Annotated in this window: 35 protein-coding genes and 1 pseudogene; 30 read left to right on the top strand and 6 right to left on the bottom strand. The window is 42.9% G+C overall.

The annotated features are described in order from the left end of the window. Positions 1-6 precede the first annotated feature (6 nt). From ftsY to AB432_RS30820, 23 genes are all read left to right on the top strand, one after another. On the top strand, positions 7-1014 hold the full coding sequence (gene ftsY / locus AB432_RS18780) for a signal recognition particle-docking protein FtsY (protein WP_048033573.1): 1008 nt from the start codon (positions 7-9) through the stop codon (positions 1012-1014). Positions 1015-1157: 143 nt separating this feature from the next. Next, positions 1158-1496, top strand: coding sequence for a putative DNA-binding protein (locus AB432_RS18775; RefSeq protein WP_048033572.1), 339 nt, complete (start codon positions 1158-1160; stop codon positions 1494-1496). A 10-nt stretch (positions 1497-1506) separates the two neighbouring features. Then, on the top strand, positions 1507-2919 hold the full coding sequence (gene ffh / locus AB432_RS18770) for a signal recognition particle protein (RefSeq protein ID WP_048033571.1): 1413 nt from the start codon (positions 1507-1509) through the stop codon (positions 2917-2919). 113 nt (positions 2920-3032) lie between these two features. Then, positions 3033-3305, top strand: a complete 273-nt coding sequence (rpsP, locus tag AB432_RS18765) for a 30S ribosomal protein S16 (RefSeq protein ID WP_047067992.1) — start codon at positions 3033-3035, stop codon at positions 3303-3305. Between the two features lie 23 nt (positions 3306-3328). Continuing rightward, positions 3329-3556: a KH domain-containing protein gene (locus AB432_RS18760; RefSeq protein WP_007719711.1), complete on the top strand. Its 228-nt coding sequence runs from the start codon at positions 3329-3331 to the stop codon at positions 3554-3556. An 86-nt stretch (positions 3557-3642) separates the two neighbouring features. Then, on the top strand, positions 3643-4080 hold the full coding sequence (locus AB432_RS18755; RefSeq protein ID WP_048035885.1) for a YlqD family protein: 438 nt from the start codon (positions 3643-3645) through the stop codon (positions 4078-4080). Next, on the top strand, positions 4077-4604 hold the full coding sequence (gene rimM, locus AB432_RS18750; protein ID WP_048033570.1) for a ribosome maturation factor RimM: 528 nt from the start codon (positions 4077-4079) through the stop codon (positions 4602-4604). The genes AB432_RS18755 and rimM overlap by 4 nt, the downstream gene beginning before the upstream one ends. A gap of 14 nt (positions 4605-4618) precedes the next feature. After that, on the top strand, positions 4619-5350 hold the full coding sequence (gene trmD / locus AB432_RS18745; RefSeq protein WP_048033569.1) for a tRNA (guanosine(37)-N1)-methyltransferase TrmD: 732 nt from the start codon (positions 4619-4621) through the stop codon (positions 5348-5350). Positions 5351-5516: 166 nt separating this feature from the next. Next, on the top strand, positions 5517-5864 hold the full coding sequence (gene rplS, locus AB432_RS18740) for a 50S ribosomal protein L19 (RefSeq protein ID WP_015891886.1): 348 nt from the start codon (positions 5517-5519) through the stop codon (positions 5862-5864). A gap of 135 nt (positions 5865-5999) precedes the next feature. Continuing rightward, positions 6000-6563, top strand: coding sequence for a signal peptidase I (gene lepB, locus AB432_RS18735; protein WP_048033568.1), 564 nt, complete (start codon positions 6000-6002; stop codon positions 6561-6563). Positions 6564-6591: 28 nt separating this feature from the next. Further along, a complete protein-coding gene (gene ylqF / locus AB432_RS18730; protein ID WP_048033567.1) occupies positions 6592-7485 on the top strand; it encodes a ribosome biogenesis GTPase YlqF in 894 nt (297 codons plus the stop codon). Between the two features lie 85 nt (positions 7486-7570). Further along, entirely contained in the window at positions 7571-8347 is a 777-nt protein-coding gene (locus tag AB432_RS18725; RefSeq protein ID WP_048033566.1) for a ribonuclease HII, read from the top strand. Between the two features lie 40 nt (positions 8348-8387). Next, positions 8388-10280: a flagellar hook-length control protein FliK gene (locus AB432_RS18720; protein ID WP_048033565.1), complete on the top strand. Its 1893-nt coding sequence runs from the start codon at positions 8388-8390 to the stop codon at positions 10278-10280. Continuing rightward, positions 10277-10567 carry an EscU/YscU/HrcU family type III secretion system export apparatus switch protein gene (locus AB432_RS18715; RefSeq protein WP_048033564.1) on the top strand — a complete coding sequence of 97 codons (291 nt, stop codon included), beginning with the start codon at positions 10277-10279 and terminating at the stop codon, positions 10565-10567. Before AB432_RS18720 ends, AB432_RS18715 begins: the two co-directional genes overlap by 4 nt. Next, positions 10567-10944, top strand: a complete 378-nt coding sequence (locus AB432_RS18710) for a YraN family protein (RefSeq protein WP_048033563.1) — start codon at positions 10567-10569, stop codon at positions 10942-10944. Before AB432_RS18715 ends, AB432_RS18710 begins: the two co-directional genes overlap by 1 nt. A 322-nt stretch (positions 10945-11266) precedes the next feature. Beyond that, positions 11267-13111: an Ig-like domain-containing protein gene (locus tag AB432_RS18705; protein WP_048033562.1), complete on the top strand. Its 1845-nt coding sequence runs from the start codon at positions 11267-11269 to the stop codon at positions 13109-13111. Positions 13112-13207: 96 nt separating this feature from the next. Continuing rightward, entirely contained in the window at positions 13208-13984 is a 777-nt protein-coding gene (locus AB432_RS18700; protein WP_048033561.1) for a nucleotidyltransferase domain-containing protein, read from the top strand. A gap of 43 nt (positions 13985-14027) precedes the next feature. Continuing rightward, on the top strand, positions 14028-14582 hold the full coding sequence (locus tag AB432_RS18695) for an NADAR family protein (RefSeq protein WP_048033560.1): 555 nt from the start codon (positions 14028-14030) through the stop codon (positions 14580-14582). Beyond that, a complete protein-coding gene (locus AB432_RS18690; protein ID WP_048033559.1) occupies positions 14579-14908 on the top strand; it encodes a low molecular weight protein tyrosine phosphatase family protein in 330 nt (109 codons plus the stop codon). Before AB432_RS18695 ends, AB432_RS18690 begins: the two co-directional genes overlap by 4 nt. 104 nt (positions 14909-15012) lie before the next feature. Continuing rightward, a complete protein-coding gene (locus AB432_RS18685; RefSeq protein WP_007719678.1) occupies positions 15013-15204 on the top strand; it encodes a hypothetical protein in 192 nt (63 codons plus the stop codon). Positions 15205-15220: 16 nt separating this feature from the next. After that, the gene (locus AB432_RS30825) at positions 15221-15376 is read left to right on the top strand and encodes a hypothetical protein (protein ID WP_173628896.1); all 156 of its coding nucleotides are present in this window, start codon (positions 15221-15223) and stop codon (positions 15374-15376) included. A 35-nt stretch (positions 15377-15411) separates the two neighbouring features. After that, positions 15412-15957: an RNA 2'-phosphotransferase gene (locus tag AB432_RS18680; RefSeq protein WP_048033558.1), complete on the top strand. Its 546-nt coding sequence runs from the start codon at positions 15412-15414 to the stop codon at positions 15955-15957. A gap of 101 nt (positions 15958-16058) precedes the next feature. Next, positions 16059-16205: a hypothetical protein gene (locus tag AB432_RS30820; RefSeq protein WP_201265895.1), complete on the top strand. Its 147-nt coding sequence runs from the start codon at positions 16059-16061 to the stop codon at positions 16203-16205. 100 nt (positions 16206-16305) lie between these two features. Here AB432_RS30820 and AB432_RS18675 read toward each other — a convergent pair whose 3' ends face one another. Then, positions 16306-16614 carry a hypothetical protein gene (locus tag AB432_RS18675; RefSeq protein WP_048033557.1) on the bottom strand — a complete coding sequence of 103 codons (309 nt, stop codon included), beginning with the start codon at positions 16612-16614 and terminating at the stop codon, positions 16306-16308. A gap of 158 nt (positions 16615-16772) precedes the next feature. Here AB432_RS18675 and AB432_RS18670 point away from each other — a divergent pair. Continuing rightward, a pseudogene (locus tag AB432_RS18670) lies at positions 16773-17147 on the top strand (magnesium chelatase domain-containing protein). 112 nt (positions 17148-17259) lie between these two features. On the opposite strand, the gene AB432_RS31135 reads toward AB432_RS18670, so the two are convergent. From AB432_RS31135 to AB432_RS18655, 5 genes are all read right to left on the bottom strand, one after another. Beyond that, entirely contained in the window at positions 17260-17535 is a 276-nt protein-coding gene (locus AB432_RS31135; RefSeq protein ID WP_235617500.1) for a hypothetical protein, read from the bottom strand. Positions 17536-17758: 223 nt separating this feature from the next. Further along, complete coding sequence (locus AB432_RS31130) at positions 17759-18256, bottom strand: recombinase family protein (RefSeq protein WP_235617499.1); 498 nt, start codon at positions 18254-18256, stop codon at positions 17759-17761. Then, the gene (locus AB432_RS31125) at positions 18141-18506 is read right to left on the bottom strand and encodes a recombinase family protein (protein WP_268811839.1); all 366 of its coding nucleotides are present in this window, start codon (positions 18504-18506) and stop codon (positions 18141-18143) included. Before AB432_RS31125 ends, AB432_RS31130 begins: the two co-directional genes overlap by 116 nt. Positions 18507-18712: 206 nt before the next feature. Then, positions 18713-19453, bottom strand: coding sequence for a hypothetical protein (locus AB432_RS18660; RefSeq protein ID WP_162630261.1), 741 nt, complete (start codon positions 19451-19453; stop codon positions 18713-18715). A gap of 146 nt (positions 19454-19599) precedes the next feature. Then, positions 19600-19890, bottom strand: coding sequence for a hypothetical protein (locus tag AB432_RS18655; RefSeq protein ID WP_235617750.1), 291 nt, complete (start codon positions 19888-19890; stop codon positions 19600-19602). A gap of 344 nt (positions 19891-20234) precedes the next feature. Here AB432_RS18655 and AB432_RS18650 point away from each other — a divergent pair, with 344 nt between their 5' ends. The 6 genes from AB432_RS18650 to AB432_RS18625 all read left to right on the top strand — a co-directional run bounded on the left by AB432_RS18650 (position 20235) and on the right by AB432_RS18625 (position 24717). Further along, on the top strand, positions 20235-21128 hold the full coding sequence (locus AB432_RS18650; protein ID WP_082195961.1) for a DUF5071 domain-containing protein: 894 nt from the start codon (positions 20235-20237) through the stop codon (positions 21126-21128). A 30-nt stretch (positions 21129-21158) separates the two neighbouring features. Continuing rightward, the gene (locus tag AB432_RS18645) at positions 21159-21728 is read left to right on the top strand and encodes a hypothetical protein (RefSeq protein ID WP_113732280.1); all 570 of its coding nucleotides are present in this window, start codon (positions 21159-21161) and stop codon (positions 21726-21728) included. 83 nt (positions 21729-21811) lie between these two features. Beyond that, positions 21812-22282 (top strand): DUF2716 domain-containing protein, encoded by a 471-nt coding sequence (locus AB432_RS18640; protein ID WP_048033553.1) that lies wholly within the window; start codon positions 21812-21814, stop codon positions 22280-22282. 214 nt (positions 22283-22496) lie between these two features. Beyond that, positions 22497-23024: an HNH endonuclease gene (locus AB432_RS18635; RefSeq protein WP_235617498.1), complete on the top strand. Its 528-nt coding sequence runs from the start codon at positions 22497-22499 to the stop codon at positions 23022-23024. Then, entirely contained in the window at positions 23024-24049 is a 1026-nt protein-coding gene (locus AB432_RS18630; RefSeq protein WP_048033552.1) for a hypothetical protein, read from the top strand. Before AB432_RS18635 ends, AB432_RS18630 begins: the two co-directional genes overlap by 1 nt. Positions 24050-24084: 35 nt before the next feature. Then, entirely contained in the window at positions 24085-24717 is a 633-nt protein-coding gene (locus AB432_RS18625; protein ID WP_048033551.1) for a hypothetical protein, read from the top strand. The last annotated feature ends 150 nt before the right edge of the window (positions 24718-24867 follow it).

Genomic DNA, 24867 nt, shown 5'->3' with positions numbered 1-24867 from the left:
ATGAACATGAGTTTTTTCAAGCGCCTTCGTGATGCTATTGTCCAAAAGTCCGAAGAGGTCACCCAGAAGTTTACGGATGGTTTGGCTAAAACGAGAGACCTGCTAGTAGAAAAAGTAGAGGATCTGGTACGTCGCTACAAAAAGATCGACGATGACTTTTTCGATGAACTAGAGGAAATTTTGATTACGTCCGATGTGGGAGTCAATACCGTAATGGAGCTCATTGACGACCTGCGGACAGAAGTGCGCAAGCAAAAAATCGAGAATGCGATCGACTTGCAGCCGATTCTCTCAGAAAAACTGGTTGCCCTTTTGAAAAATGATGCTGCTGCGGATACGACTCTGAACGTAGAGGACGGTCGTCTGAACGTCATTTTGTTCGTAGGGGTAAACGGAGTGGGGAAAACGACCACGATCGGTAAAATGGCGCATATGTTCAAGCAGCAAAATAAAAAAGTGCTGTTGGCAGCAGGCGACACTTTCCGTGCAGCAGCGATTGAACAGTTGGAAGTCTGGGGAGAGCGTGTAGGAGTTGACGTAATCAAGCAGCAGCAAGGCTCTGATCCGGCTGCAGTGATCTACGATGCGATTCAGGCAGCGAAATCCCGACAGGTCGATGTGCTCTTGTGCGATACGGCAGGACGCTTGCAAAACAAAGTCAATCTCATGGAAGAGCTGGCGAAGGTTCACCGCGTATTGCAACGCGAATTGCCAGGAGCTCCGCACGAGGTCTTGCTAGTTTTGGATGCTACGACTGGGCAAAATGCGCTTTCGCAGGCGAAAACGTTTGGACAGTCTGCTGGTGTAACAGGTTTAGTCCTGACCAAGCTGGATGGGACAGCAAAGGGCGGTATCGTCATCGCGATCCGCAACGAGCTGAACATTCCGGTGAAATACGTCGGTTTGGGTGAAAAAATGGATGACCTGCAACAGTTTGATCCCGAGCAATTTGTTCATGCATTATTTGCTGGATTGATCCAAAAAGATGAAACGGAAGAGCAAGAAAACGCGTAAAAATATAGTGTTTCCGATATAAAAAAATGATGTCAATAAAAAACCTTGACACTAGGTGTGGAATTAGGTACTATAATCTACGTGCTGTAAAGAAAAAGTCTTTACAGTTTGAAACGAGTACCTCATAGCAAAGGATTGGTTTCATGTTAGAAAAGACCAATCAAGTCAATCTCTTGTTTGACTTTTACGCGCCGCTACTCAAGGGCAAGCAGCGAGAATATCTTGAGCTGTATTATCTGGACGATTTATCGCTCGGAGAAATTGCCGAGATGCATGAGGTCAGCCGCCAAGCTGTTTATGATCATATCAAGCGGGCAGAGAAGCAACTGTTTGAATACGATCAGAAGCTTCGCCTCGCTGAGCGTCATGAAAAGCGCATGGACGTGTTGAATCGCATGAACGAACTTGTAAGTGAGCTTTCGGAGAGCGAGACAAGAGACGAGCTGAACACTTTGCTCCACCAACTGTCAGAGATGGATTAGGAGGGCTCGCATGGCGTTTGAGAGCTTAGCCAATCGGCTGCAAAACGCGTTTGACAAACTGCGCGGCAGAGGGAAAATAGACGAGACCATCGTGAATGAAGCGATGCGTGAAGTTCGTCTGGCCCTGCTGGAAGCAGACGTTAACTTTAAAGTAGTAAAAGACTTCGTTGCTCGTGTCAAGGAGCGCGCAGTCGGTCAGGAAGTCATGAAAAGCTTGACGCCTGGTCAAATGGTGATCAAGATCGTGAATGAAGAGCTGGTCGCTCTGATGGGTGGCAACGTCGCTCAGCTCACGATGGCGCACCGTCCGCCGACCGTCATCATGATGGCAGGTCTGCAAGGGGCAGGTAAAACAACCACAACCGGTAAGCTGGCCAAGTACTTGCAAAAGCAAAACCGCAAGCCGCTTCTGGTAGCGGGAGACATTTACCGTCCTGCTGCGATCAAGCAGCTTCAGGTTTTAGGGGAGCAACTCAATGTTCCCGTCTTTACTCTCGGTGATCAAGTCAGTCCTGTCGATATCGCTCGCCAAGCGATTGAACACGCGAAGACGAATCATCTCGACGTAGTCCTCATCGATACCGCAGGTCGCCTGCATATTGACGAAGCGCTGATGGACGAGTTGAAGCAGATTCGCGAGGTAACCAAGCCCGATGAGATTTTGCTCGTCGTGGATGCGATGACAGGTCAAGATGCCGTCAATGTAGCAGAGAGCTTTAACAGCCAGCTCGAACTGACTGGTGTGGTTCTCACGAAGCTCGACGGTGATACCCGAGGCGGTGCGGCACTGTCCGTCAAAGCTGTCACTGGCAAGCCGATCAAATTCGCGGCGATGGGTGAAAAGCTGGATGCGCTCGAGCCGTTCCATCCGGATCGTATGGCCTCCCGTATTTTAGGTATGGGGGACGTACTTAGCCTGATCGAAAAAGCACAGGCATCCGTGGATGAAGACAAAGCACGCGATATGGAACGCCAAATGCGTCAAGGTGAGTTTACCTTCGACATGTTCCTGGACTCCATGCAGCAGCTTCGCAACCTGGGTCCTTTTGAAGACATTCTCGGCATGCTGCCAGGAATGAACAAGATGAAGGGCAAAATGAACGTGGATGAAAAGCAGATTGCCCGCGTTGAAGCGATCGCCAAATCCATGACCAAACAAGAGCGCGCGAATCCAGATTTATTGAATGCCAGCCGTCGCAAGCGCATCGCAAGCGGAAGCGGAACGAGTATTCAAGAAGTCAATCGTTTCCTCAAGCAGTTCGAGGAAATGAAAAAGATGATGAAGCAATTCTCAGGCGCTGCCGACAAGATGGTCAAGAAGTCGAAGAAAAAAGGCTTCGGATTACCTTTCATGGGAAAAGGCGGAGGCAACAATCAGGGCGGGATGAATTTCCCCTTTAATTTCAAGCCACCGTTCAAGTAAGTAGGCATGATCTCTTCGCGACACTGACTTGTCAGTTGGCCGCGATGGTTCAGATATAGTAGCACCAACGCAGATGCTCTTCTAGCGTTGATTAATACAGGAGGTGACACAACATGGCAGTAAAAATCCGTCTGAAGCGTATGGGTTCCAAGAAAGCTCCTTTCTACCGTGTAGTAGTAGCTGACTCCCGTTCCCCACGCGATGGCCGTTTCATTGAAGAAATCGGTTACTACAATCCGGTTGCTCAACCGGCAGTGGTGAAAATTGATACCGACAAAGCGGTACAATGGATCCTGAATGGTGCAGCTCCAACTGACACCGTTCGTAACCTTCTCTCCAAAGAAGGCGTACTCGCAAAAGTACACGAAACCAAATACGGCAAATAAGTCGGTCATCTGGAGGTTTGATGATGAAAGCGCTGGTCGAAACGATCGCTAAAGCTCTCGTCGATCATCCGAATGAGGTTCGTGTTAACGCAGTGGACAAAGAGCGAACTCTCGTCTTTGAATTGTCGGTGCACCCTGATGATATGGGGAAGATCATCGGCAAGCAAGGTCGAATCGCGAAAGCCCTGCGCACGGTCGTGATCGCCGCATCCGTGGAAACGGACAAGCGTGTCACGGTTGAAATTGTATGAGAAAAGGCTGGGAGCTTTCCCAGTCTTTTTTCTAGTATCCAAGATGCTCATAAACCATGATGGTTTTTCCGAAAGGAGTGGCGAAGGTGCTTACTATATTTCGGACGGTACAGGTTAAACTGATTATTACGGAAGCATCACGGGCTGCTCTCATTGATCAGTATAGCCAACGGCTTCGTTTGCAGCGTAAAGAGTGGGAGCAGTGGCAGTTTCAATCGAAAAAGCTATTAACCGAGGCGAAGAAAAAGTCTGCGGATACATATGCGTTGGCGCAGGAAAAAATCGCGCAGGAAGAGCGTCGACGCAAGGAAAAGATAGATCACCTGACATATACCCTCCAGCAGGTAGAAAATCTCCCAGAGGGAAGCGAGATCGATTACCAGACTGTTCAAAGCCCTGTCACGATTCAAGAGGGCGATGTATGGGATGAAATGATGTCCGGAACGGAAATCATGATAAAAGATGGCCTGGTACATGAGATTCGGCTACAAAAGAATAATGGGAACAAAGAAAAGGAGGAATGAACACGTTGAGCCAAAATAGTTTTTACGGAGTAGGCAAACTGGTTAATACGCATGGTCTGCGTGGTGAAGTACGTGTAACACCAACGACTGACTTTCCAGATCAGCGTTTTCGCAAAGGAAATGAGCTGTACCTGTTCCATCCGACACTCAGTGAGCCGCTCAAATTGAAAATCGCTTCTCGTCGCTCGCATAAAAATTTTGAGATTGTGAGCTTTCAAGGCTATGAGCATATTAACGATATCGAAAAGTACAAGGGCGGAGAGTTGAAAATTCCAGAAGAAGCGCTGATGGAATTAGAAGAGGACGAGTTCTACATTCATCAGCTCGTCGGCTGCGTTGTCGTAACGGACGAGGGCGAAGAACTGGGGAAAATCGTGGATGTCATGCAGCCAGGAGCAAACGATGTGTGGGTAGTGAAGGGAAAACGCGGAGAAATCTTGCTGCCTTATATCGATGAGTGCATCAAGGAAGTGGACATCGCGAACAAACGTGTGGTCTGCCATCTGATGGAAGGCTTGCTGTAGGGAGGAACTTTCAGATGCGGATCGATATTTTTACGCTCTTTCCCGAAATGTTTACAGGTGTTTTATCCAGCAGTATTTTGGGGAAGGCAAGCGAAAAAGAACTGGTTGATTTTCACGTCACCAATTTTCGCGATTTCTCTGAGAGCAAACACGGTACGGTAGACGACACCCCTTATGGCGGTGGCGGAGGAATGGTGTTGAAGCCAGAGCCTTTGTTCCGGGCCGTAGAAGCCTTGACGGGAGAGAAAAAACCCCGAGTGATTCTGATGTGTCCTCAGGGTGTGCCTTATCATCAGAAGCTTGCAGAAGAGTTAGCACAAGAAGAGCACCTCGTCTTCATTTGCGGTCATTATGAAGGGTACGACGAGCGAATTCGGGAGCATCTTGTCACAGATGAGGTCTCGATTGGCGACTATGTCCTGACTGGGGGAGAGCTTGCGGCGATGGTGGTCATTGACAGTGTCGTTCGTTTGCAACCAGGGGCGTTGGGAAACCAGACGTCAGCTGTTGAGGATTCCTTTTCAACAGGACTGCTCGAATACCCTCATTACACAAGACCGGCTGAGTTTCGCGGCTGGAAAGTGCCAGATGTACTGTTGTCAGGGCACCACGCCAATATTGAAAGCTGGCGGTTAAAAGAATCGCTCCGTCGAACGAAAGCAAGACGTCCAGATTTATTGGAAAAGCTTGCCCTGACAGATGAAATGAAAAAGCTATTGGCTGAATTGGAGCAGGAAAAAAAGTAGGGAACAAATAGGAGAAGAGTCTTGTAGTTTTGTGCCCGCTGTGTTAATATACTTCTTGTGGCAATTTTGCCCGCTGACTAAGGCGGTCCGCTACTCGTAACGCAGCCAAGCGGCTGGACCTATGGGTTAGACGAGTAAGAACGTCTATCGGAAGGAGGAAATTCAAATGAACCAAATTATCCGTGAACTGGAAAAAGCGCAATTGAAACAGGACATTCCTGCGTTCCGACCTGGTGACACTGTTCGTGTACACGTTAAGGTTATCGAGGGTCAGCGTGAGCGTATCCAGCTGTTCGAAGGCGTATGCATTCGCCGTCGCGGTACAGGTATCAGCGAAACATTTACAGCTCGTAAGATTTCTTACGGCGTAGGTGTTGAGCGTACATTCCCAGTACACACGCCTAAGATCGACAAGATCGAAATCGTGCGTCATGGTAAAGTACGTCGTGCGAAACTGTACTATCTGCGCGATCGCGTAGGTAAAGCAGCTCGTATTAAAGAAATTCGTCGATAAGCGTAATGCTTAGAAAGAGGACTGGCCTGCTTGCCAGGCCTCTTTTTTCCATTTAACGATCTTGAAATAAAATAGTTCATCTTGACATATGTTACAGCTAAGGTTGGACGAGCTTTCATGGGAGGATCGTAAGTCATGAGCGAAGAAATTACCTCCAGTCATAAGAAGAAAAATGAACTATGGGAATGGATAAAGGCACTTGGGATTGCTTTAGTCTTGGCGTTTCTCATTCGTACCTTTTTGTTCGCCCCGTTTATTGTAGAAGGCGAATCCATGGAAAGTACCTTACATAACAGCGAAAAATTAGTGGTAAACAAGGCGATTTACTTTTTGCAAGATCCGAAGCCTGGTGAAATCATCGTGTTCCATGCTGAAAAGGAACGGGATTACATCAAGAGAGTCATTGCTGTTGAGGGTGATACAGTAGAGGTCAAAAGCGATCAACTGCTGGTCAATGACAAAGTAGTAGAGGAACCGTATCTTGCACAATTAAGAGAACAAGCGAAGCAGCAGGGAGAGCCGTTCTTTACCCACGATTTTCCCCCGGTCCAAATACCAGCAGACCATATCTTTGTGATGGGCGACAATAGGTTGAACAGTCATGACAGCAGAGCCATCGGTCCTGTTGCCGTCAGTACGGTTGTTGGTAGAGCTGAATTTACTTTTTGGCCGGTTGCGGGAATTCGCTTGACAAGATAACGTAAAGCTTCAAGGTAGGTGAGACATCATGACGATCCAATGGTTTCCTGGCCATATGGCTAAAGCACGTCGTCAAGTAACGGAAAAGCTGAAGTTAATCGATGTAGTCATTGAACTTCTCGATGCACGTCTGCCGCTTTCCAGCCGTAATCCGATGATTGACGAGATTGTCAGTGATAAACCACGTTTGATATTACTTAACAAAGCAGATTTGGCGGATGATCGGGCAACAGATGAGTGGATTGCTTATTTTCGCAAACAAGGCATTCGCACATTGCCGATTGATGCCCTGAGTGGAAAAGGTGTAAACAAGCTGCCAGAAATGTGTAAGGAGCTAGCTGCTGACATGCTGGCAAAGCGCAGTGAGCGGGGGATGCAAGGTCGTGCCATCCGCATCATGATCTTGGGAATCCCCAATGTCGGCAAGTCTTCCCTCATTAACCGCTTGTCCAAGCGCTCGGTAGCGGCAACAGGTGATCGCCCGGCGGTAACCAAGGCGCAACAATGGGTGAAAATGGGCGATACACTGGAGCTTCTCGATACGCCTGGTATTCTTTGGCCGAAATTTGAAGATCAAATGGTAGGTCTGCGATTGGCAGCAAGTGGGGCAATTAAAGACGAGCTCATCGATTTTACGGAGGTAGCATTATTTGTCATTAGCTACATGATGCACTACTATCCGGAACGCCTGATCGAACGTTTCAAGCTAAAAGAACTGCCTGAGGATCGAGTAGAAATGCTCGAAGAAATCGGGAAGAAGCGCGGATGTCTCATTTCTGGCGGAAATATCGACTACGACAAGGCGGCGGAAATTTTCTTGCGTGAGCTGCGTTCCGGCAAGCTGGGAACGATCTCTGTCGAGCGCCCGATTGACTGGGAAATGGACGAACCGATTGGTAAGCCAGTATCTTTTCCAGAATAAGCTTTCCAGTCATCAAAAACCTGTCTATCGACATATACGGTAGGCAGGTTTTTTACTATGAGGATCGGTAAGGAGAAATGAGTCAATGAATCTAGCGGATATGTCGATAAAAGAAATACGAGTGACGATGGAAAAGTTGGACGAGGTACCCAAAGATTTTTTACAATTGCTGAAAGAAGATAAAAGAGCAGGTGTACAGACTCTGGCGAAGCAGGCGGAAGCAGCGATTGCACGTCAAGAAAAGCTCGCACAGATGTGGGCTGACATGACCGTCTATGAGAAAGCTATGTATGAGAAGGGGCATCAGTACATATTCGGGGTAGATGAGGTCGGAAGAGGTCCTTTGGCTGGCCCAGTTGTTGCGTGTGCCGTGTGTCTGCCCAAGGATTTTTACTTGCCAGGCCTGAATGACTCGAAGAAAATACCCGTATCCACTCGGGAAGCTTTTTGCGAAATCATTCAAAGAGATGCACTTGCTGTGGGAATCGGAATTGTCGATGCAGCAAGAATCGATGCGATCAATATATTAGCTGCTACAAAAGAAGCAATGAAGCTGGCGATCCAACAGGCGGGTCAATCTCCAGATGCTTTATTGATTGACGCCGTGCAGCTAACCGGAATGGATTGCGAGCAGGTTCCGATTATCGGTGGAGATGCCAAGAGCGTTTCGATTGCAGCCGCATCGATTGTAGCGAAGGTTACCCGTGATCGATTGATGGCCCAGTATGCCGAACAATATCCAGCCTATGGCTTTGACAAACACGCAGGCTACGGCACCCCTGAGCATCTGACAGCAATCGCTCGATTTGGACCAACGCCGATTCATCGCAAGACATTCACTGGCGTAAAAGAACACGCCTAAAAAGTGCTAGTAACATACGAGCTACAGGAGGAGGATCTGCATGTTTTCCCCGTCGCAACTTATTCAATCATTCGTGCAAAAAGCACCCATATCCGCTCCGAAGCCGGTTGAGCTTACTCCCGGACAAGTGTTTAAAGGCACGGTAATCAAGCATTACCCGGACAATATGGCGCTCGTACAAGTCGGGGGAATGCAGGTTCAGGCTAAAATGGAAGCAAGTTTGGAACCGGGCCAAAAAGCTTGGTTGCAAGTCCAACCATCAACAGGTGTCGTCACTTTGAAGGTTTTGGAAAGCGTCGGGGAAGGAGCTGGCAAAGAAGCATCTCTAGAAGGGCTAATGCGTTCACTAGGGATTGCCGATACAAAAGAGAACAAAGCGATCGTGCAAGCTCTGCTTGGTGCCAATCTTCCTGTGAATAAAGAAACCATACAAGCTTTTTCAGCCGTTGCTGGGCGATTAGGCGTAGACAATGCCACTATTGAGGCATTCATGACTGCCATGAAACGAAGTTTGCCACTGACTCCCGATACAATCGGAGGGCTAAAAGCCTTTTTATCAGACAAGCCAATGGGTCAGCTCATACAAAACCTGCTTCAGCAAGCCTCGCTTTTTTTAGAGGGAGAGGGCCAGCCTTCACACACGACAGGTCAAATGTCGCAAAGCCAATCACAGCAAGTCCCCGGACAAGCTAATGCAACAACAGGAGATGTCAAACAGCTTGTTAGTCAGTTAAAAGATAAGTTGACGGGACTCTCCTTACTTATCGCGGGGAACGATGCTACAGATGAGGGACTGGCAGTCAAACAAATGCCACAAGGCAATCAGCCCAATCAAGGTGCTTCGCAGAACGCGACTGGAGGAAGCCAGACACAGCCGCTGTCTTCGCAGAGCGGTCAGCCTACATCGCAAGTGCAGACATCGCCCCAACCATTAACGCAGGCTTCCAGTAACATTCCATCGCCATCACAAGCTGTTTCGTCAACTGTTTCCACTGAGACAGTACCTGTACCAAACACTGCCGGTAAGCAGGTGGAATCGCAGCCAAACGCCATGATCGGAAAGAGTAATCAGTTGCTGCCTAACCAAACCAGTGATCCAAGCGTCGAGTCAAAAGTTGCTCGAAACGAGTCATTGCCCATTCCTCAGTCATCACAGACGAATCAGGAGCCGATCCAAAACAAGCAGGTGGCAGAGCAAAGGGCCGTAGTGACAGAGGCGGGGCAAAAAGTTATTCCACAAATGATGTCTCAAGCATCTGGTGTAACGAATGGAGCTACAACTGCTAACCCGATTGCTGAATTGTTTCGTCATTTAGGCGTAACTCACGAGAGAGAATTGATGGGACAGGCATTTTCACAGGGGGCAATCGATTCGCACTCATTAAAGCAGATGGATACAGTCAAATCTCTCTTGTTGCAAATCAGTCAAGCGTCAGCTCAGACACTTCCAACCGCCTTGCGTGAAGCGGCAGATCAACTGCTGCAACAAGTGACCGGACAACAGTTGATGATGGTACAGCCCTCTAACCAAGCTTTGTCTCAAATCGTTATGCAAATTCCGATTCGCCAAGCAGATGGGGATGAGACGGCTTTTGTCCAAATTGAGTCGAAAAAGAAAGGCTCTGGACAGCTTGATCCGGAGAACTGTCGTCTTTTCTTTCATTTGGAACTCCAAAGTATGGGGACAACTATGATTGATGTCAGTATCGTTAATCGAATTGTTAACTTGCAAATTTTTAACGATACACCATGGGTGGAGGCACTCATTCAAGGCTCCAAGGATCGTTTTGCTGACCAATTACAGGATGTTGGTTACCATCTATCCGCTATGCGGGTCCAGCAAGTCCCGGCCGATCGCGGGAAGTCGACAAGTCCGATCCAAACCAAAGGCCCCATCCTGGCTGACTATAAAGGGGTTGACCTTCGCGTATGAAGCCGCCATCCTCTTCAGAGCAAAAACGCAAACAGGCAGTTGCGCTAAAATACCAGGCGGGTATCATGGAAGCGCCAAAGGTTGTGGCAAAAGGCAAGGGGTACGTAGCTGACAATATACTGAAGACAGCAAAGGAGCATGATATACCGGTACAAGAGGACCCGTCGCTTGTAGAGGTGTTGGGCAAGCTGGATTTGGATCAACAAATTCCTCCGGAGCTGTATCAAGTTGTAGCAGAGATCCTTGCTTTTGTCTATCGTATCGATAAAGGCGGAGGAACCAAATAATGAGTGATCGCCGCCGTCTTCTTGGTCAAAGAGGAGAACAGCTTGCTGAAAGCTATTTAGTGAACAAGGGTTTCCGCATTGTCGATCGAAATGTTCGAACAAAACGTGGGGAAATGGATTTAATTGCTCTAGACGGAAATTGCTTGGTTTTCATTGAGGTTCGAACGAGGAGCAGCCAATTTTTTGGAACAGCGGGCGAGTCCATTACTTGGAAAAAGAAACAGAAGCTGCGCGAGCTTGCCGTCGAATACTTGCAAAAAAGCTCACGGGCAATCCCTGCCTTTCGTTTTGATGTCATCGCGATTTACACAGGTACATCAACGCAAGGTGGAGACATCATGAAGCCAGTCATTGAGCATTATGAGAGTGCTTTTTAGGAAAAACGGGCTCTCGACTACGGATATATTGGGGATACGTCTACAGCATCAGTCGCAGAGCCAGCGTACTATGTACTGTACTCGACGCGATGAAACTCCTCCAAGCATCAATATCCGCTTTCCGGCTCAAAAGCTGGGAAGCATTTTTTTGGATGAGGCGCAGACAAGCCCATGACTAGTATCATTTTTGCTTTTGAAATTGGCTTGCGAACATTTGTTAGAAAAAAAGACAAATGTTTTTCAAAAAAACAGCATATTTGGTGTGACATTTTTCCATCTCATACGTCAATAAAAGTATAGGAAATAATTTGGAGGTAAAAACATGAAAAAGATCAAAAGCAACTTAATGAAAAACGTCTCCTTAGCAGTTGCAACTATTTGTACTGTTCAGTTTTCAGTTACAGGGATCGCTTCTGCACAAGTTACGACACCACAACCTTTACAAGCCTATAGCGTTGTAGCAAGCACTTCTGGCCTGAAAGCCGACTCTGGTGCAATGAATGTCTCCGTAGGTTCAAAAGAAACCATTCGCCTTACGTATAATGGCAGCTCCATTGATAATGGACTGGTTGACTGGGAAGTAGGCACTTCTAGTATCGCAACTGTTAACAATGGAGTCGTGACAGGAAAGAAGGCAGGATCGACTATTGTTACAGCAAGATATAATGGAGATAAAGTAACAATCAGAGTCACCGTTTCAAAAGCTGAGATTTTAGAAGCAAATCGTTCTGAAATCAATATTAAAAAAGGTAAGAAATCGACAATTAGTTTGAAATATGCTGATAAGACTTTAGCTGGATCTAAGGCAGATTGGAGTACGGAGGATAAATCTATTGCTACCGTGGATGATGGTGAAGTAAAGGGTGTATCTTCTGGAAGCACAATTATTACTGCGGAATATAGAGGCCAAAAAGTAGAAATTCAAGTAAATGTAGGTCAAAGCAACTCAGATGGGAAGTTAGAAGCAGACGCCTCAAAACTTAAGATGGAAAAAGGCGATAAAGAAACAATCAAATTGACTTATGACGATGATAAACTGTCTGGTTCCAAAGCAACTTGGAAATCGTCGGATACTTCCGTAGCAAGAGTCAGTGATGATGGGGTTGTTACTGCTAGAGCCAAAGGTACAGCTACGATTACAGCCAAATACAAAGGCGACGAGGTAGAAATTGAGGTCTATGTCGATACAGATGACTCAGGTAGACTGGAAGCGGATGATACCAGTATTTCCTTGAAAGACGGACAAAGAGAAACTGTTCAGTTAAGATATGACGATGAAAGATTGTCGGGTTCCAAAGCAACTTGGAAAACATCCAATTCGTCTGTCGCAACTGTAAGTGACGGGGTTGTAACAGCTAGAGGTAAAGGAACTGCTTACATTACAGCTGAATACAAAGGTCACAAGGTAGAGATTCAAGTAAAAGTTGATGCAAATACTTCAGGTAAGCTGGTAGCGGACGACACGAAACTCTCCATGAAGAGAGGAAATCGTGAAATCATTATTTTGACTTACGATGGTGCTGTGATCAGTAATTCCCAAGCAACCTGGAAAACTTCTAAATCTTCAGTAGCAACTGTCAGCAGCAGCGGTACTATTACAGCGACAGGTAAAGGTAAGGCAACGATTACAGCTAGTTATAGAGGCGAAACAGTAGATATTGATGTTACTGTTGATGGTTCCTCCTCATTACTGGAAGCTGATGATACCAGCATTACGTTGGATAAAGGTGACAGAGAAATCGTTGTATTGAAGTATGATGGCGACATCATCAGTGGCTCTAAAGCATCATGGAAATCCTCTAAAACTTCTGTAGCGACTGTCAGCAGCAGTGGTACGATTACTGCCAAAGGAAAAGGTACGGCAACGATTACCGCTACGTATAAAGGCGAAAAAGTGGAGATTGAAGTAAAAGTTGACGGATCAGGTTCAGGCAAGCTGGAGGCAGATGACGATACCATTACGGTCAAAAAAGGTGACTCCGAAAAGATCAAGCTCACATATGATGGCGATGATATCAGTGGTTCCAAAGCTACATGGAAGTCCTCGAAGACTTCCGTAGCCACCGTATCAGACAATGGTACTGTAAAAGGGAAAAAGAAAGGTAAGGCCACTATTACAGCAAAATACAAAGGCTATACAGTGGAAATTGAAGTTACCGTAAAATAAGATAGAACAAAAAGCTCGCTGAATCTTAATTGGTTCAGCGAGTTTTTTTCAAAGTGTAAGTAAATCCTGTACTTTGTTGTGAAGGAGGAATGAACCTTGCGTAAGATCATCTTGGAAAAGTTAAAAGAAATCGAGCAAGAGCATGACTTGAAAATATTGTTCGCTGTTGAATCAGGAAGCCGGGCATGGGGATTTCCGTCAAAAGATAGCGATTATGATGTACGTTTTGTTTATGTGAAGAAACCCGAATGGTATTTGTCCATTGATGACAAACGGGATGTGGTGGAAGTACCGATCAATGATCTCTTAGATATAAACGGCTGGGATATCCGAAAAGCTCTCAAGCTATATCGAAAATCGAATCCCCCTCTACAAGAATGGCTTGTGTCAGAGATGGTTTATCTTGATGCGCTAGGCTTTCGAGATGAGCTGGTAAGGCTGCAAGAGGAGGTATTTTCCCCAAAAGCTTCCTTGCATCATTATCTCAGTATGGCAAAAGGAAATTTTCGCGACTATCTGCAAGGCGAGCATGTCAAAATCAAAAAGTACTTTTATGTATTACGCCCGATCCTCGCATGCATCTGGATCGAAACGTATCAAACGAATCCTCCCATTGGATTTGATCGGTTAGTTACAGAACTGGTAACTGATTCTACGTTAAAAGGGAAAATTTCTGAGCTACTTCAAAGAAAAATAGCTGGGGATGAGTTGAACTTGGAGCCAAGAATCGAAGAGCTTCACCATTTTATTGAGGAACAAATTGAGCGTCTGACTGTACTATCTAGCCAATATGCAAGTGATCTGGAAGACCCAACCGACAAGCTGGATGAGATATTTCGGAAGTATTTACAGAAGGCGTGGATTGTCAGTTAGTCATGATGGAAACGTTACGCTAGATTGGGAGGTATAAGTATTCATGCAGGATCATATCCGAAAACATATACAGCACCCCCTCGAAATTCACTTCGATCAACCAACTAAACCTTACGGCTGTTTCTCCAATTTCTCCAGTCATCCAATAGAATTGGAGGGGGAACGATGGACAACCGCGGAACACTATTTGCAGGCCAAGAAAGTTTCAGGAACTGTCCATGAAGAAGAGATCATACGCAAGGCATTGCAAGCAAAAGTAGAACAGTGCCCTATCATTCGTGAAATTCTGCTCTCTACTGGAGATGCAGTCTTAATCGATCGTACGAGTAACGGTCAAAATTCACTTGGGAAATCGTGGATGGAAATACGTGAAAGCTTAGAAGAGTATCAACCACATTTCTATTTGCCGCCATGGATTGTGTTTCCGGAAGAACATCCTTACAGTTTGTTTTGGCGGATGGGTTTTGGAGAGGACTATGTCATGCATTATTGGCCATGGCTAGAGGAAATGAGCGAGGATTCCAGGAAAGAGTATGACGCTTATTTCCCGGTACCAAAGGAATGGCAGTTTGAAGATTTGGATGAGGAGGAAGAATGAAGCTACTGTTCATTTGCAGCAGAAATAAATGGAGAAGCTTGACGGCAGAAAAAATTTTTCATGGGATCAATGACTATGAAGTAAGTTCAGCAGGTACTGAAACCGGAGCGCGTATCAAAGTAACAAGTGGTCTTATCCGCTGGGCTGATCTCATTTTTTGTATGGAGAAAAAACATATAAGGCGGTTACAGGAAAAGTTTAGCTCAGAACTGATGGATAAAAGGATCATTTGCTTGGGTATCCCTGATGAATACATGTATATGGATGAGGAGCTGATCGAGATATTAAAATCAAGTGTTTCCGCATATATAGAGATTTTGGATTAAGCTGTTAGTACCCGTTGTCGATGTATACCGGATTATTATGTATAATGGGGATGATATGGCTCGATCGCACTATCTATTCTTATCGTAAAGCGAGGATTTTCACCATGAAGAAAAAACTTGTACTGGTTCTAGATGTTGAAGTAGCAGACAAAGCTGATATGCAGCAACTGGCAGATTCTATGTCCACAGCAATTCAATCCGTGGAAGGGATTGCTTTGCAAGACCTGGTTATGTTTGATAACGATGAAAACAATGCTGACAAGCTAATTGCTAACATAAAAAAAGAAATGTCCTAAAGAGGAGAGCAGTCCTGTGTTTTTCGTTTATGTTCTAGTTTACCTGGTCGTTGCCCTCCTCTATGGATTTTGGACGATGAAAAGCCAACAGCTCTGGGTTCGACTAACAGGGAATTTCATCGTTCACCTATTTATTGCTGCAATCGTGAGTCTCGGTTACTTTTTGGCGTAAGGAAGTGGCTTTGATCTGTACTGGGAGATGAGTGTATGGATTATCAAAAATTGAGTAAAGAATTGTCCTATGCGCTTCGTCATGCACCCCATGAATACGAGCTTGAATTAGACGAACAAGGATGGGTACCTATCAAGCAATTGCTTTTGTCACTTCATGAACAGCGCAAGTGGCGAGCGGTTACCGAAGAAGATTTACATACGATGATTGCATCATCAGAAAAAAAGCGCCATGAGATCAATCAAGGAAAAATTCGCGCCCTCTATGGACATTCAGTGCCGCAAAAGATCCAGAAGGAAGAAAAAGAACCGCCTGCGTACCTTTTTCATGGCACACCGCAAAGATTCCTCGATTCTATTTTGGCTAGCGGGCTTGTTCCAAAAGGAAGACAGTATGTGCATCTGTCTGAAGACGTCCAAACAGCACAGCAGGTTGGGAAAAGACGAGACGAACATCCCGTACTTTTGCGAATTGATGCGAGGCAAGCTTGGCAAGATGGTGTGAAGTTTTACCATGGAAATGAGCTCGTTTGGTTAGCAGATCAGGTGAAAAAAGAATACATCTCTGTCTATCAGAAGTAGCTCGATCTGCTCAAGAAGAATCAATACAGCACGAGAAAAGACTCGCATTCGATCGCGGGTCTTTTTTATATCAACGTTCATCATAAGGAGGTAAAAGCGACATGGAATGGTTGTTTGCTTTTCTACTATTGGCAGGACTTTTTGCAATCTACGACGCGATTCGGAAGCTGAACCAGAACATCGTAACGCAAGTGGATCAAAACCAACGAATCATTGAACTGTTGCATGAATTGAAAAAAAAGCAGTGAGCTGAAGGGTGAAAGAGTACGAGTGTGCAGTTGTCACAACAGCAATAATACCCGTTTTAAATCGTCAGATAAAGTGATGAAGTCCAGTTTTTCTTCATTCTTACGCTTTTTCATAAAGATAAAGAATGCCATCGTCGATCGACCAATTACGTAAAGAATGTCTCCAATCGCTTGTTTGCGAGGGTAAGTATTTTTCGAGATCATTTACGATTTTTTCCCAATCTTGATCACTATCACTAATCTCAATAAACTCACCGTATACCAAGTCAAAAACGAGGTATCCCATTTCGTACTCAATGCAATCGATCTTATAGTAAGAAACACTGTATATTACGTCCCAGTCGATCTGAACAGGTTCAGCATGCTCGTAGTGAATGGAAATTTGATGGCGATCAACAGTAAAAATCAAATAGAACCAACTCCTTACCTGTTTATTTGCAGTATACCTGTTGGAGTGAAAGTTTTCTATAAATGTGTGGAGGAGTGGTAGTTGTTTGGGGAGAGTGAAATTCTTACTTGCCCACCCCCTCTATCTTTTCCTACCCTATAACCAGAGGGGGAGAGGACATGTACGCATGCAGCTATTCAGGCACTGTACTCGGCATAGATGGAATGGTAGTCACTGTAGAAACAGACATAGCAAATGGCTTGCCTCAATTCGATTTGGTTGGACTTGGCGGTTCAGCAGTAAAAGAGGCGAGAGATCGTGTCCGTGCTGCCTTGAGAAATGCAGGCTACGATTACCCAATGCAGCGGATCACCGTCAACCTGGCACCAGCAGACTAGCGCAAGGAAGGTTCTGGTTTCGACCTTGCTATTGCGTTTGGAATTTTACTCGCCTCTAAACAAATGCTACCCAGACAGGAACGGATTCTCGTTCTAGGAGAGTTGGCATTAGACGGTTCCCTTTGCCCTGTAACGGGTGTACCCCCATCTTACTAGAAGCCAAAAATGCAGGATTTACCCACGTGATTCTCCCCGAACAAAATGCAGCGGAAGCACGGCTCGTCGACATTACCGTGTTGCCCGCGAGCAATCTGGAAGAGGCCGTGAACTATTGGAAAGAAGGACTTGTCCGTATTTCTTTTATGCGTTGCTCGAGGAGCTCTTTCTCTAGATTGATTTTTTGGATCTGTTTCTCTAAATCGGTAAAAGTGATGATGCTTTTACGGAAGAGGTCCAGGATACTTTGACGTTCTACATCTTTATCATCGTCGCTCTTTTGAATAAGTGCCATTTCGGACTCCAAATCGACCTTCTCAGTTTGCTTTACTTCCCTAGCTGAAGCAATCCCCTGAAGGGCTTCCCCTGGCTGATTAATAAAGGCCAAGCAATCTCTCCACACAAGGTTCTCGATCTAATCTTGCGGCTGATTCTTTGATGTACATTTCCCTTGCATTGGACCCTTATATGCTTGTTTACCGGTACAGACATAGAATCCTTTCAAAGCTCGTTTACTCCCAGGATAATGAACCCCCACGTACTTAATCCGCAGCACTGACATTTTAGTAAGCTACGTAGTAAATATTGATTCTTTGTATTACGCATTGCTTCTATTTGGTTGCTTCGAAGGATTTTCTGCATTTTTCCCACGTTTCTACATCAACGATGGCTGGAACTTCACGTTCGATGATATCGCGCTTTCGTGTGCTCCGTTTTCCATAGAAATGTACTCCCTTGTAAGAGGTATTCGCAATGATCCCACGTATTCTTGAGGGGCGCCAGATGCCCGCAGTATTCTCTTTTCGTTTCCCTCGAGTAACTTTCCGATCATCTTTTGCGTAAGCCGTAGAGACACCAAATGCATTTAGGTAGTCAGATACTTTAATGCAAGAATGGCCTTGGTTAGCAAGCATGTGAAAGATTAGCCTAACAACTCCTGCCTCTGTCATGTCTGAATAGGGGAGTAGCTCTTCACAAATCTCTAGATAGCCTTCACTGTCCACTCGATAACCGTAGGGGACAATACCTCCTAGCCATTTCCCGGATCGCGCAGCGCGGTTTGCACCGACCATAGACGTTCCAGAATGTCCCACGTTCCAAGTCAGCACTCCTGCTAGAATAGTTAGGAGGAAGCGTCCAGAGGGATCTCCTGTGTCGAAAGGCTCTGTCATAGAACAGATTCTTCACACCGTCACTTTCTAGCTCGTGAACGGAATTCAGGATGTTTCTAGCGGATCGTCCAAGTCGGTCTAACCGGTAAATAAGAAGGAGATCGATAATTCCGTTCTTAGTATCTTGTAACAGTTCACGGCCTGCTGGACGAGCATCTAGTGGATTGGTTCCAGTAACTCGGGTCATCCTTGTACCACTTAACGATTTCTAACTGATGGAGATCTGCATACTTACGAGCAAATTCTAGCTGATTTTCAATAGTACCTCGTTCAGCTTGATCGTCAGAACTTACACGTGTATATAGCGAGTCTCATCTTTGATATCCCACCTTAGAATAAAATAAAGTTCAAATACAAGAGTGTATGTTCTGGTTCTTAAATAAAGAAAGTCTGTTATGGACGAATGTAATTACGAATTCTTTTCTTCTTTTTCGAGAAATTAAAAAACTTATTTGCAACCAAACCAAGTATTAGTAAGTCAATAGCTTTAGCAAACAGTACATGTACTATTTGGATTATACTTAGAACAGAGCTTTTGTTAACAAGTTCCTGAAGCTTAGTAAAAATGGAGTCACCTGTAAAAGGAATGGCATAATGAATTGAAAAGGTAAAATAAAAGATGTTATAAAATGCTTCAATCGTCTTAGTATTAAAAGTTTTTTTGATCTCGGTGAAATTTGGCTTATTAGTTAAATAACCGAAAACGTCACCTAACAATATGACAGATGAATATATTATTGAAAATACAATGTCAGTTAAAAGAACAACCAGAACTATAAAGATGATCGTAATAGTAAAAGTCTTTTTAAAATCTGTTACTTTTATTTTATTTAGACTATCAATGATTTCGTACATAGACTCAATTAAGGCATTAAGAGCGAATACAAGTGGGAGCACTAGACTTATAACCATAAAAGATAGTTTTAGTGTAGTGTTTTCACCGAAAAAAAACATGCTAAGAAGTGAATAAAGTAATAGTAAAGCTCCCCAATAGAAGACTAGCGCACAAACTTGGATGCTAACTCTTAAAGAAAGAGAAAGTGTAGACAAAGTAGCACATTTATAAAAGATCAAAGTTGATAAAATACAGAAGTATAAAATAAAGGCATATATGAAAACTTCCAAAGTGATCATTAGTGGTAAGAAAGAATAAAATAGTAAAAATGAAAAGATAAAATATCTACTATAGAACAGTTTAAATAGTTGTATTTTTAAAATATAGAGGTCCTTTTTGATTTCACTCAATAGCATTTCAGTCCAATCATGATTTGAATTTCTAATTAGTATAAATGAAAGGCAAGAAACAGGAAAGATTTCCTAGTAAAAATTAGTTGCATAGGTATTTTTGTATACAATTTATTCCTTATCTTTTCTATTCTTTCATTACACAGATCTGAAGAGACGTTAAATTTCTCGGAGAGTACTTCGACGATCTCTGGCAGTTTAAACTCATAACTCTGAAGCATGTGTAGCGGTAAAGCTGCATACCTCGTAAAATTCCTGGCTTCCCATTCCTGTAGCTCACGGAATGCAGCTGGCATCATAATTTGACGACCAGCATGCCTAAGGATATGGCATAGCTCATGATAAAAATGCTCCCTCTGTATAAGTGAAGAGAGTCTTTTGTCTATCGTCTATCGTAATACTTTTGAAGCGGCCAAATTCATATGCCATTGATGGGAGCTCTTTGTAAAAGAGATAGATACCTAGTGATCTTGCAATACGTTGCTCATCTAATTCTTCAGGTACGTATATTCCTAGCTGTTTGTAAAATTGACTTATCCAGGTTTCAAGTGGGGGAGTAGTGTAAGATAAGTCCATCTAATAACCTCAAATAGGAACATTAGTTCTTTTTTTCGTGATCCTACCATGTGTTCAGTCTTCTTACTAGTACAATAAATTATATAATTTCTGGATGGATAACCAATTGGAGGAGAAATATATGATGATTGGGAAATGGTCAATCGATGTGATGTATGGACCGGGTGCTCAGGAAGACATAGAGATTGTTTTCTTACCAGATGGAACGGGATGGATTGCATTCTTTCACTATGAGTTATGTGAGTTAGAGACTTTTCGTTGGAGAAACAATGAAGACGGCAGTATTAGAATCAGTGGAGAAATATATCAAGCGATAGGTGAATCACAGGAGAAATCAAATTTAGAAATAAATGAGCTGTTCTATACGGTTAAACTTGAAAATACTCCCTCAAGTGAGGAAATGAAGGTGATCACATTTTCTAAACCGATATGGTGTAATGAACAAAAATTTGGATTGTTAACAGATAACATTGAAAATGAGAAACTACCATCATATAAAAATGAAGCAGAGAGTATAAAACAGCTTATTCAATTCCTGCACTTGGATACTCCCGAAATACTTCAAAATGATGCAATCGAAAAACTAAAACATGCTTCAGAAGAATATTTGGACATGTTAATACAACCTTTCGATAAATCATATTGGGATAATGCCGCAGTAGTATTATCTAGCATAGAGCATCAACGTTTAAAAGGGCATATACCAAGTCTTCTAATGTGGTTACAAGATATGAACTGGCCGGGTGCTGAAGTAATCGCAAAAATACTGGTTGAAATGAGGGAGATGGTCATTCCTCATTTAAGACCGGTTTTATTCGGCAATGATGAATTGTGGATTTATTGGATATTGATAAGACTGGTGAAACATTGGCCTACAGAATTGATTCTTGAGTTAAAAGATGAGCTTATAATCCTTTCAAACAGGCAATCAGAAGAGGAAATTGATGTGATTGCTAGTGAGATCCTAATACAGCATCGTCTGCTGTAATAAATTGAGCTGGAAAGGTGGGCTCAGCAAATGAATCTTATCGATATTCAGATAAAATTTAGCGAGGTTTTAAAAAAGAAACTAAGCATAAAGGACTTCGAGCAATGGGTCTATGTGACTCCAGAGATTGAAGAGCATTATGGGCATGTCTTCTATCTGGAGCTTATCAGCTTAGATTTCAAGGGGAAATATATTGATCTAGACTTAGTGCATTTGTTAACGCCGGAAATACCTTTTGGAGATCTTGAGTACCGAAGAATCAAAGAAGAACTAGAAATAGTAGCTAGTGATACCAATGATTTAGATAAAGTATTAGATAACATTTACGAGGAATATTGCGATGGATATAGTTTCTTGAGATTCTTAGGTTTGTCTTTTGCATTATTAAATGGTTCTAATGGAACGCTGATTATCAATGAAGGAGTACGTGAATTACTAAGGGAAGAAGCCAAGAGGTTATTGAGGTTTATAGAAGTAGATAAGATCAGAATTACTGGAATGTTCGAGTACGACGACTTCAGAGACAGTGAAGATCGGATAGAACTAACAAATGTGGAACTAATGCTTCGGAAATTAGAAGAAAAGATTCAGGAAAGATAGGTTGAAGATCAGCTGCCACTGCAATTATTTGGCCTTGCAGCAATTAAGAAATGGATTAAGACTTAAACTAGGGAAGATGTAAAATGGACATTTGGATTCCATTGGCGTATGAGCAATATGGTCTGGTTTGGGATAAATTTTATAAGGATTTCAATTTTAAACCTAGTGTCCATAGCAGTGATTGGCCTTCCTATCGTTTACCGGTACCTTTTGTTACTTTTGATATTACTGAATATACGGATGACGATATCGATGATCTTGAAGAGAAGTGTATTACCAACCTTAGGGCAGTAACAGGGTCTGACGAATATATCTACGCACTGGATTGGCAACACAAATCTTACCTCTACAATCCGCATCTAGAGAATGGCCATGCAAGAATAGGGTTTTACCCAGATGGTGATTATTACTTCTTTTTGAATAAAGAATATAAGTGGGGATATTTAGGGCATCCCTGGGAACAATCAATTAGTATTTTTGGAGAAGAACTTATTCATCAGTTTGAAACCAATAGACCAACTATATTTGGGAAGATAGTGCGCAGTGATAGATAAAGTATTACTCTAATTAGTACGAATATCAAAAACAACATCAAAGCTAGCGGGATGGTTAGTTTTAACAACGTTCTTTTTACAAGATTACTAATATGCCTCTTGATCACTGATCAGGAGGTTTTGTCGTTTTATGTCGGATATACACGATGAAATGTTGTAGGTAATTAGGACTATTTGCCGAATTGTATACATTCAGCCTTATTTAGCAAGGAGTTTGCATTGTAAGGTACATAGTCAAATGATTTGTATAGGGTACAAACTCAAGGATAAAGACAACAAGGGGCAAGATTGGAAAGTAATTGTGTTTGAGCTAATGCCAATTGAGGTAGTTAATAGTAGTGAGACAGCTAGCGCAAGTGAATTAAGTAATTTGTCATTAGAGGAACTTAAGAATAAGGCATTAGTGAGCACAAATCATGGTCAAGAAGTTACGCCAAAAGAACGTATAGTTCAATATCGAGAGAGAAGTAGGGCTGTAAAGCTGTATGCTCTGAAAAGAGCAAACGGGATATGTGAAGTGTGCGGTAATGAAGCTCCTTTTAAAACGGCCAAAGGAGAGCCATTCTTGGAAGTACACCATACGCGAAGATTATCCGATGGAGGCCCAGATCATACGGAGTGGGTCGCTGCCATTTGTCCGAATTGTCATAGAAGGGCACACTATGGCTTAGATTCTTATACGGTTAATAGTTCTATTGCTGATTATGTAAGCAGCAAGGAAAATTCTTTAAGGAGAGTGTAATGATCGAAAATAAGAAACAACTCACATTTGGAGATAGGAATAGTAGACTCCTTCTTGTAATTAGTTCAATCGGTGTAACCTTTTATTTATTCAAACTCTTATTGGACTATTTGAGTAAGTCATATCAATCTCTTTACATAAATGATACAAGAGGATTTATTTTAGGAGGAGAACATATTCTTTTTCCTTTAATACTGTCTTCAATTTCTTTCTTATTATGGCACGCTTTTTCTTATTGTGTATCAGAATTCACTAACTTTGGTAATTTTGAAAAAGTAGGGATTCGGCTTGAGTATGAAGAAAAAGCTGACAAAAACTTTAGAAGCATTGTGGGAATGCTCGTCACTCACTTCCTTCTTACTTTAACAGCGACGGTATTAATACTAATTTATCAAGACAGTGTAATATTATGTATGGTGTTAATAGGCGCACTGATACTTACATCTTACCTAACCCATAAGTATTGGTTAAGTATTTACCAAACATTCTTTAATCGCTTTTTACCAAATCAGAATCTATTCATAAACATAATCTTCCCTTGGATTGGTCTGGCATTAAGTTTTATCATAATTGGATTGGGGACATACGATATTTCTGTAAAAGGGAAATCAGTAATTAAATTCTCAGCTACTGAAGTTAGTATGTATTTTGAAAATAAAATGCCCAATACAATCAATTTTTTTGTAATAGACAAAAATAACAAAGTTGTTATCGAGAAAACTATAAGCAAAGATGATTTCGCAACTACATTCCTAGAGATTAGTGAGGGAAAAGAGAATGAAACGAACTTAGTAAATATAGAAGAGAGTAAAAGAAAGTTTTTATATGCTAAAAGCAAATATGAATATAACAATAAATTAGATATAACAGAGTATTTGAGTGAAGGAACTAATCATATTGTAATTACATTTGAAATCAAATCTGCTTTAAAATCCTCTAAACACTATAAGATTGTTAATCAACTGAATAAGCAAAGGAATAATAAAGTATTAATAAATAAGGAAAATATAACAATTGAACTCTAAATTTTAGAATCCATATTAAAAGTTAGGAGAAGTGCATGAGGAATTTCGCTGAAGAAATGGTTTATTGGTACTTCAGATTGAATGGCTTTTTTCTGTTGGACAATTTTGTATTGCATAATGATGGACTTGATTCCACGCAAAGTGCAGACATTGATATCCTGGCTATTCGCCAAAAATATACTTATGAAAACGTCGGCGGGAGAGAAGCAGACAAGCATGAGCTACTCTTTAGAAATTTTGATGACAATAAGAATATAGGTATTCTATGCGAAGTAAAAGCAGGTAGGATAACACCCAATGACATTTGCTTAACAAGAATAGACAGGCTAAAGTATGGGTTAGAGAGAATGGGATTCTCTTCACATTCTAGGGTTAATGAGCTAGTACCTGAATTATCTATAAATCCAGTAGTAACCGGTAATTATCATCAAGTTGGAAAAGTGTTAATTACGGATGATGGACGAGATATGCCTGGTTTTATTTGCATCAGTCTTGAAGAGATTCACAAATTTTTAAAAAGACATCTAAGAAGATACTTAGATCCTAAAAGTAGAAGTAAACACTTCTTTCCTTCACCAGTAATTCAACAAATCATTTGGGAGATTGAACAAGACGCGAAAAACAAGCGAACTATAAGAGCGCGACAAAGGGTTTATCAAAACGAATAAGCGTGGATAGGTAGAAAAGCTGCTGAGAATGATAGACGGCGGATCAGCCTGTAGCAGCTATTTGTTCTAACTGTCATAGAAGAGTTCACTATGTTGAGGACGCTCGCGAATACAATGATAATTTGATACAACAAATACAAAGGTTAGAGG

The organism is Brevibacillus brevis (assembly GCF_001039275.2).
Classification (GTDB): Bacteria; Bacillota; Bacilli; order Brevibacillales; family Brevibacillaceae; genus Brevibacillus; species Brevibacillus brevis_C.
This window is presented reverse-complemented; position numbering and strand designations above follow the sequence as displayed.